This window comes from Limnofasciculus baicalensis BBK-W-15 (assembly GCF_024178385.1).
In the GTDB taxonomy this organism is placed as follows: Bacteria; Cyanobacteriota; Cyanobacteriia; order Cyanobacteriales; family Coleofasciculaceae; genus Limnofasciculus; species Limnofasciculus baicalensis.
Genome location: NZ_JAMZMM010000250.1, coordinates 1 through 9,128, shown reverse-complemented (window position 1 = coordinate 9,128; position 9,128 = coordinate 1). Strand labels below are relative to the sequence as shown.

Below are 9,128 nucleotides of genomic sequence, written 5' to 3'. Positions count from 1 at the left end.
GATTCATTGGGTGCTTTCAAAATTGCTTGAGGCACACCTGCTATTTCGATTACCCCTGTCACTTCAATACCTTTTGCCAGTGTTGGCTCCGGCAGTTTGGGCAAGTCAGGGATAAACTTAGGCGGGGGAGGAAGAGGGGGAGTCGGGGGAATGGAAACCTGTGTAGTTGAAGGACTTGGTTTAATCACAATCGTAAGCTTTGGCGTAGGCTTTGGCGTAGGCTTTGGCGTAGTGTTTCGCCTAGTGTTTGGCGTAGGCTTTGAAGCAGTAACAGATTGTGGGCGGAGGTTTATTGGGCGAAATGGTCCTCGTGGCTGTGATGGCAAGACATTTGGTCTTATTGTTCTTATAGACTGATTGCCACTGGAGCGATTGCCACCTCCACTCTGATTTCTTGGAGGTGGTGCAGAGGGTGGGGTAGGCGGTACTACTCTTATTGGCTCAGATTGATTATTTCCTGCGCCCTCTGGATTAGGCACTACAGTCTTAATCGGTTTGATATCTGAAATCAATGAAAATGGATCTACCCGCCCTTTAGTAGCCCGTTTGAGTTGTTCTTCTGGAGGCAGGGTTTGCGTTAATCCGGATACAGCGAGTTGATTGTCTGGTTTCGGGGGCAATTTGACATTAGACGAAGCCACTTTTGTCGGTGGGGTGGTGGGCGAAGCTGGAGTAGCTTGAGGATTTGGTGATGGGGAACCACCCACGGCTGTAGGATTTTCTTGATTAGCAGGGCAGCCGCCCACCAACAGCGCCAGTAATGTGACTAAACTAATTAATAAAGATTGACGCATAACCCGTCTCCCAAAGTTTTACCAACAGACACCGCTGAAACTAATTGATTATGGCAATAGATTCAGGTATAAACCATCCACAATAAACCATTGGCATCGATATTTCAATTATAGTTCCATCTTCAGAGTGCCATTGTCTGTGAAGATAGATCCAAACTCGTTCTACTTAATCATCTGTCCCCGTCATCAGTTTTTTCATCGCTTCGAGTCCCTTTTTCACTCGACGGGAAACCGTTACTACACTAATATTTAATAACTCCGCGACCTCTTTTTGGGTCAAGTCGTGTAAAAACACAAATTCCAAGATTTCGCGAGTCCGATTTTCCAAGTGGGCTAAAGCTTGTTGCAGGCGAATCCGATCTTCTTGAGCTAACTGGAAACTGCGATATCGAGGATCCGGTACGAGTTCGCCTAAACTGGTAGTCCCTTCTTCTGTATCCCCAACTGGAGTATCTAAGCTCAAGGGTTCCCGATTTTGATCTGCCAGCTTAATCTCTTGCCATTCGGCGAGGGAAACTTTCAGCGTTTGTGCTATCTCCGCATCCGTTGGCTGTCGATTCAACTTCATTCGTAAATCTTGAATCGTTGCCACTGACTGCTGTCGCAGGGCTAGCCACCGTCTAGGAATCCGTACCGCAGGTCCCCTATCTCTTAGATAATGTTGAATTTCACCTCTAATGTAGGGAATGGCGAAGGAACTAAATGCCGTTCCTTTAGTGGTGTCAAATCGTTCAATCGCCCTAATTAAGCCAATACAGCCTACTTGCAGCAAGTCTTCGTAGCTTTCATTACACTGGTTAACCCAGTGATGAGCTTCTTTCCTCACTAATCCAAAATTAAGATGAACGAGCTGATTGCGAATTGCTGCAGAATTCGATTCCTGGTACTCTCTGAGCAATTGCAGGGTTTCATGCTTTAGTTCTTGTTCTCGGTTTACAGGGGTTAGCATGTTAATTTGAGTGGTAGCGCACGAGGTTATGGTTGCCCTAAAACGCAAAATTATAACATAAACATCCCGTCGCTACCAACTTCCCAAATTTTCTTTCTGCTTCGTCTAATTCCATGCCAGCCACTTTTGGGCGTTTAGTCGCTGTATGGTGTAAAACACCAGCAAGTCTAGGGTTACCTTTCGCTCATCTATCATGAATGATTCAATGGTACTGGGTTTGACACCCTTGGCAGCGCAAGAGAAGGCTTTCTGCTTATTTATATCTTCATCAGGAAAATATATGTTAAATTGACGTTGACCTTTGGCGAAGCCTCCCATCACTTGCCAGCAGGCTGCCATTTGACTCAAACCTGCCATCTGAATTTTTTCTTTGGTGAAGGCTACGTCGATATCCTCAATGCCTTGTTGGGCAAAAGCCTTCTTCAATGCTGGCAAGTAGTCTTGTTCAATAAATTCGGTGAAGGGTTTGTCTTCAAGGGCGGGTGGTTTTTCTTTTTTAGCCTTGGCTGGTTTAGCTGCTGATTCAGTTTCGGGATTGGGAGTGGGATTAGTTTCTTCGGTCATAGCTGTCACGTTGCTCTCAGGTAGGCTTTTTGTCATCTTTACAGAAAAAGTGCCCTAAAACAATCAATTGCGGTATTTCATCCCTCCTACACCCTGCTTCTTGACTTTCGACAAATTAATCTATTAACCACCACTAACAGGGGGAATTAACACAACTTCATTCCCCTGTTGGAGAATAGTGTCTGGTCCAGCAAACTGAAGATCGATCCCAAAGCGGGTAATATCCCTCCATGGCTTCAATTCTGGATGTTCGGCAATCAGGCAATCTAGTACTGCTGATACAGGTGTCTGGGGTGGAAATTCCCGATGAAGTTCCGTAACCCCATAAGCATCCTGATAAGCTGCAAATAATTTAATCGTGACAGCGATCGCGTGGATAGCACTTTCAGACATTTGAGTTAGCAATAGTTAGCCAATTAAGATCTAGTAACCAACCCTATCTCTTCCCCCTCACCTTAGCCACAGTATGAGGCAAAACACCAACAAGAAGGGAGAAGGCTTCATCTGGTAATTTAGCAATTGTCGCACTGTCAAAGAAGCCCTCAAACTGTTCTATGATTTTCTGAGCGCGTCCGATTGGCTCTGGATTTTCTGTAATTTGCAGAGTCAGGCGTACCCACTGCCGCCGAATCAAATAAGCCCGCTGTCTGTCGTCAGCGGATTCCGGCGAGATTAAATCAAGATTTCCTACTGGCAGGATTTTCTGGCAATCGGTATCTAATGATACTCCTACTGCCGAACCGGGACCTGCAAATTCTGCATGATAGCGCTTATATAGAATTATACCATTTCGACGCTTAGGATTAACGATTAGCAACTGTTTATTGTGAAGCTGCTTTAGAATTCTCTCTGCGGGTGAGTCACACATCTGATCCTTGCGGAAGTTCAGGCTTTGCTGGTTAATGCCACTAGCGCCTTGAAAGTTGGCTGTTTTTGTCAGGCGAGCAAGTGTCTCCTCTTCTTCATAAAGAGCTGTCTGGCAAGGCTGTTTATTGTCGCTCTCCATTTCAACTCATATTTCTTAACTTTAAGGGAGCAGGAATACACCCGGATTTCAATCATAACTGGCTGTCTTTAATTGACGTAAATAGTTGATGACACACAAAAAGCTAAATTTAGCTTCTTCCTTTACCCTGTCTCTCCCTTTGTCCCCCCGGGATTAAAATGCTTGTGCAAGAAAAGCCTTTTGGGGTGTCTCAGGAACCATGTACCACAGCTATGCTCAACCCGATGTAATTGATATCCTGTTTTCAGATACAGTTGCCGTGCCTGATGATTGTTTTCCAGAACATGGAGGTATAGATCCGGAAAACCCCATTCTAGCGATTTGCGATCGCAAGCTTTGAGTAATTCTTGAGCTACCCCCTGTCGGCGACAAGATTTGCTGACAGCCAGATTAGAGACATAAGGATACTGAGAGCCATTACTTCTCCAAGGGGAGAGATGACGGAGGGAGAGTTCCACTGTCCCTACTACTCGCTCCCTGGCACCACTGACTCCAGAAATGGTAGCTACTGCGACTAAACAAGCGTAATGGGGGGAGTTAGTGCGGATGCGATTGCGCAAATCTTCGTAAATGCCCAATCGCAAAATAGGATAAACCCAGCGCAGCATACCTCGACAAGAGTGAAAGCTCTCCGTCAAAATTTCTGCCAACAGGGTCAAATCCTGCTCTTGAGCTGTCCGGATGGTAAAGTGAGATGCAATGGGCATCAAGGCATCCTGACTTTTAGGGGTGAGTTCGTCAGGCATCAAGAAAGAGAAGCAGGGGTTCACAATCGCAAAAACATTTTCCTAAAACACAATAGTATTCTACAAGGAGCTACTTGGGGCAACCTTAATTAAGACCACATTCTGGGAAACCAATATTACAATCCATTGGAGGGACTAGTGGTGACAGCCATGGGGCTGTACTCTCTCGAAACGAGTAACATGCTTCTTAACGCTAGCATCAAAATTAGGGTCGATCGCTTGAGTTGTATCTTGTGAGCTATTGGATCGGGGCTATTGGATCGGGGTTTTCAGGTAAGAGGCAAGATGGGAGGAGAAATCGTCTCATCTGTCACTGTCAACGTCGTTTTCAGCGCTTCCCATCCGGAAGAATCTGTCAAGAGGGTGCAAACTATTTGTAGTAAATGCAAGTCCTGGTGGTAGGAGAGCAGTCTATGCAATCCCAAGAAATTAATAAGCCTAAACTTTTGGTTGTCGATGATGAACCCGACAACCTTGACTTGCTTTACCGTACCTTCCATCGAGATTATAAGGTGTTGAGGGCAGAGGATGGCCCGACGGCACTGGAGATTTTAGCCTGTGAGGAAAATATTGCTGTCATTATCTCCGATCAGCGAATGCCGTTAATGAGCGGTACGGAATTACTGAGTCTGACTGCTACTCAATACCCGGATATCATCCGGATTATTTTGACAGGGTACACCGATATCGATGACTTAGTGGAGGCGATCAACACTGGGAAGGTGTTCAAATACGTCACCAAGCCCTGGAATGCCGAGGAACTCAAGTCGGTAGTTAGACAAGCTTTGGATACCTACAATGTCCTGCAATTGCGTACTAGGGAATTATCTCGCTCGCTCCGTCGGGAAAGACTCCTCAATACGGTGACTAACACTATTCGCAATGCTCAGTATGACAAAACCGATGCTTCTCCCCTACAAGAAATTTTGCAAAGGATTGTGGAAACAGTAGGCCAAGTTCTGGAAATTGATATTTGTATTCTACGCCCCTGTCAAGAGGAGCGATTGGTAGATGAGTGGTTTGTTTATCAAAGAGGTGAGAGGCAAGAGGATTCTCTTCTAACCTCTAACTCCTTACCTCTAACCTCTAACTCTTTACTTCCAACCTCTAACCCCTTACCTCTAACCTCTAACTCTTTACTTCCAACCTCTCGCCTCTTCTTAGCAGAGACAGTATGGGAAACCCGTGATGTTACAATTGTTAACGATATCTTGACAGATGAAAGATTTTATGAGGATATTCCCGACATTCAAGAAAGGGTAATCGCATACCAAAAAGCTAACATTCGTTCAACCCTAGTTGTACCCCTGATCAGTCAACAGGAATTAGTAGCAGTAATGGCTCTCCATCAATGTGGTGAGCCTCACATTTGGGAAAATGATGAAATTGAACTAGTGGTGATGGTAGCCGATCAAGCTGCCCTTGCCCTATCTCAGGCACGAGCTTACGAAAGAATTCAAGCATTGGCAACTCAGCAAACCTTAATCAACACTATTACCACAGCGATCCGCTCGACCCTCGATCCCAAAGAAATCTTTACAGCAATTACCCAAAAATTAGCCCAAGCCCTTAAAGTGGATGGCTGTGTTTTATCCCTTTGGAGTGAAGAAGATGAGTTTGTCCAATGTGTAGGTTTATATGATGGGAAATCAGCTCAAGTATTTGATACCGAAGCAGTTGGCTTCTCCGAAGGAAGAGGTGATCGGGATTCACATTCTCCTGTTACCTTTAACCCTTCACCTCCTACCTCTTCTTTTTCACAGCTACCTCAGTCTATGGTGCCTATCGTTAGTAATCCGGTGCTGCGACAACTTGTCGATACTCAACAGCCTGTGATTTTTAACGATATGTCAGGATATCCAGAAATAAATGAATTTGACTTAGGATTGCGGGAAAAAGCCCGCGCCCTATTACTAGTGCCATTATTAGTAGATGGCAAAATTATTGGTAGTATTTCACTGCGACAAACTAATAAACCACGTCAGTGGCTGTCATCAGAAATCGATCTTGCCCAATCAGTAGCATCCCAAGCTGCGATCGCAGTTCAACAATCTCGACTCTATCAAAAAACTCGTCAGCAAGCCGAACGATTAATCGAATTAGATCGCCAAAAAACCGAATTTTTCCAAAACGTATCCCATGAATTCCGCACCCCACTAACTTTAACAATTGGACCATTAGAATCGGTAGTAAATCAAAAGCAGGGATTATCTTACGAGCAAAGTGCGATCGCCCTCCGCAATTCCCGTCGTCTCTTGCGACTAGTCAATCAGCTTCTTGATTTACAAAGACTTGATGCTAAAAGGATGCAGCCAAGTTTCCGTCCCTGCAATTTCGGGGAATTTGTTACGCAAATTGTGGAAATATTTAGACCATATTGCGATAGGAAGCGGATCGGTTTATCAACTCAGGTAATACCCTGTTATCCAGTTTATTTGGATTTAGAAAAGTTTGATAAAGTTTTGTATAATCTCCTGTCAAATGCCATGAAGTTTACCAATGCTGGGGGGACAATTACGGTAATGGTAGAACCAGCAGGAGATCATGTTAGGCTTCAGGTTATAGACACGGGTATTGGCATTCGTAAGGAGCAAATTCCCCATTTATTTGAGCGATTCAGACAAGCGGAAGGCTCGGTTAATAGATCTTATGAAGGGAGTGGTTTAGGATTAGCTCTAGTCAAAGAATTAGTAGGAATTCATGGTGGTCAAATCTCAGTAGATTCGGAACCTAATCAAGGGACAACTTTTACCATTTGGCTCCAAACAGGTACAGCTCATTTACCTGGCGAGCAAATTCTGGAAGTGCCCACAGAAATTCAAGCTAGTCGTGGCATTGTCGAGTTAGCAGATCTCGATATTGAATCAATTCTAGAAGATGAAGAAGAGAACGAGACAGATAAACAGGAAGAAACGAATGATTCAGATCAAATTTTAGTGGTAGATGATAATTCTGATTTACGTGGCTACGTGTCACAGATTTTACGACAAGCTGGGTATCAAGTAATGACGGCTCGTAATGGGAAGCAAGGGTTCCAGATTGCGAGTAAGAAACAGCCCCAACTTATTGTTACAGATTTGATGATGCCTGAAGTATCTGGTTTAGATCTAATTGAGTTAATTCGTTCCGAGGAAAAATTAAAAGGAATACCAATTATTTTGCTAACAGCGAAAGCCGATGAATTAAGTAGAATTGAGGGGACAGAGCAGGGAGCAGATTCTTATTTATCTAAACCATTTAACGATAGAGAATTATTGGCAGAAGTGCGAAATCTTCTGGCTTTGAAAGCAAATGAGAAAAAGGTACTAGAGTTAAATACTTACCTGACAGAATCAGTACTAAAACGCTTCTTGCCGCCAGCAATGGTGGAGAAAGCAGCAAAGGGTGAACTTTCTCTGGATTTACATCCGGAACCACGACTGATTACGACGCTGTTTAGTGATATTGTAGGGTTTACTCAGCTTTCTAATACTTTGCGATCGCTTCGGATTGCTGAATTGCTCAATGAATACCTGGCAGCCATGACTCATGCTATTTTCGAGAATGGCGGTACGGTAGATAAATTTATGGGCGATGGCATTTTAGCGATTTTTGGAGCGCCAGAGGAAATCACACCCCAAGAGCAAGCGCGACGAGCTATTGCTACAGCACGGCAAATGCTACGATCCTTACAGAAGCTTAACGAAGAGTGGGAAGCGAAGGGGCTTGTGGGAAATGATGGTCCACCCCCGGTACGATTCCGCTGTGGTATTCATCAGGGAACGGCTGTTGTCGGTATGTTTGGTGGTGCTGAACGGCTAGACTATACTGCAATTGGTCCTTCTGTGAATATTGCAGCCCGACTACAGGAGGCAGCGGAACCTAATTCGATTCTTGTCTCGGCTAGTGTTGCTGACTGGGTGGAGGATGGTGCGATTACCAAGTGTCGCCCTCTGAAGCTGAAAGGAGTGGATGAAACGGTACTGACTTTTGTGGTTAAGCCGACGGTTGATTAAGAATTGTGCCAAAATTTAATTAAAATTTGCCAAATAAAAATATTTCTGGTATTTTTAACTTTTTTAGGACTTATTTTCAGGACTTATGCAGCTACATACAGTGGTAGTGGTGCGTTAGCTATCGCATAACGCACCCTACAGAGAGAAGGTTTGCAGTGGTGCGTTAGCTATCGCATAACGCACCCTACAGAGAGAAGGTTTGCGGAAGTCCTATTATTGAAGAATTCGGGATCTAATTTGGATTCAGTAGCGTCTGTTCAAATTGCAGGAATTTGCAGGGTACTTATGAAGACTTCACGATGGCTCCAAGTTGCAGCGCTCGCGATCGCTTCTTTCCTTACAGTCGGGGGTTTCAGCCCAAGTAATGCTGGCACTTTTGACAATACTGAAGTTAACGCGAATAATTTTATTGCGGTTGCTGCTCCTTTCGGTGACAATCAGTATCAACTGCTGATTATCGAACGGTTGTCTGGGCAACGGGATTGCTGGCGGGAGAGGGGTAATAACCCGGTAATAGTGGAACCGCTGTTGCTAAATTTTGATTTTACGGGTATTTGCAGTCGCAATACTGACAGTAACGGGTATTCAATCCGGATGGAGGAGCAAGATTTGGGTTTAGACTACCTCCTCAGAATTGTTAAACGGGATGGTGAATTGGTATTAGTGGGGACAAACCGTGTAAATCGGAATGCGCCAGAGATTGAAATTGGTAGTACTCAAGGAATGGGGACTGGTTTTCAGAAGATTTTCCTCAATCCGGAGTGGCGGTTGACGAGACGCACTTATCAAGGGAAGGCATTAGGTCATATTTATCTTACCAGTGGTGCGACTCCTCCCGTTTCCTCTGGGGTGAGGGCGACTCCTCCTCCTTTACCGCCACTGTTTAAACCGCCAGCGGCTAGTGGACAACCTTCAGACGATCCCTCGCGGGAGTTGATTTTTACTAAGCCTGGGGATGAATTAACTGCGCCAGGAGATGGTAATCCGGCTACTAGCCCTCAAGTATTACCACCGCCGCCTTCAAATCGTACTGTACCTGTGTTTGAAAGGTGAAGGGAATGGGGAGTGGGGAAT

Annotated in this window: 8 protein-coding genes; 2 read left to right on the top strand and 6 right to left on the bottom strand. The window is 44.8% G+C overall.

Features of this window, described 5'->3' with window-relative positions; genetic code table 11:
• The 6 genes from NJ959_RS20645 to NJ959_RS20620 form a co-directional block, all read right to left on the bottom strand.
• On the bottom strand, positions 1-794 hold a 794-nt coding region (locus NJ959_RS20645; protein ID WP_373693688.1), incomplete at its 3' end, for a hypothetical protein.
• A gap of 166 nt (positions 795-960) precedes the next feature.
• Positions 961-1,743, bottom strand: a complete 783-nt coding sequence (locus NJ959_RS20640; protein WP_254013626.1) for an RNA polymerase sigma factor SigF — start codon at positions 1,741-1,743, stop codon at positions 961-963.
• 105 nt (positions 1,744-1,848) lie between these two features.
• Positions 1,849-2,307: a DUF2996 domain-containing protein gene (locus NJ959_RS20635; protein WP_254013625.1), complete on the bottom strand. Its 459-nt coding sequence runs from the start codon at positions 2,305-2,307 to the stop codon at positions 1,849-1,851.
• Between the two features lie 123 nt (positions 2,308-2,430).
• Positions 2,431-2,700, bottom strand: a complete 270-nt coding sequence (locus NJ959_RS20630; RefSeq protein ID WP_254013624.1) for a MoaD/ThiS family protein — start codon at positions 2,698-2,700, stop codon at positions 2,431-2,433.
• Between the two features lie 43 nt (positions 2,701-2,743).
• Positions 2,744-3,313 (bottom strand): hypothetical protein, encoded by a 570-nt coding sequence (locus NJ959_RS20625; protein ID WP_254013623.1) that lies wholly within the window; start codon positions 3,311-3,313, stop codon positions 2,744-2,746.
• 122 nt (positions 3,314-3,435) lie between these two features.
• On the bottom strand, positions 3,436-4,083 hold the full coding sequence (locus NJ959_RS20620; RefSeq protein WP_254013622.1) for a GNAT family N-acetyltransferase: 648 nt from the start codon (positions 4,081-4,083) through the stop codon (positions 3,436-3,438).
• A gap of 389 nt (positions 4,084-4,472) precedes the next feature.
• On the opposite strand from NJ959_RS20620, the gene NJ959_RS20615 reads away from it, so the two are divergent.
• Together NJ959_RS20615 and NJ959_RS20610 are read left to right on the top strand one after the other, a co-directional pair.
• A complete protein-coding gene (locus NJ959_RS20615; RefSeq protein WP_254013621.1) occupies positions 4,473-8,054 on the top strand; it encodes a response regulator in 3,582 nt (1,193 codons plus the stop codon).
• Positions 8,055-8,339: 285 nt separating this feature from the next.
• Positions 8,340-9,107, top strand: a complete 768-nt coding sequence (locus NJ959_RS20610; RefSeq protein ID WP_254013620.1) for a DUF3747 domain-containing protein — start codon at positions 8,340-8,342, stop codon at positions 9,105-9,107.
• Positions 9,108-9,128 lie beyond the last annotated feature (21 nt).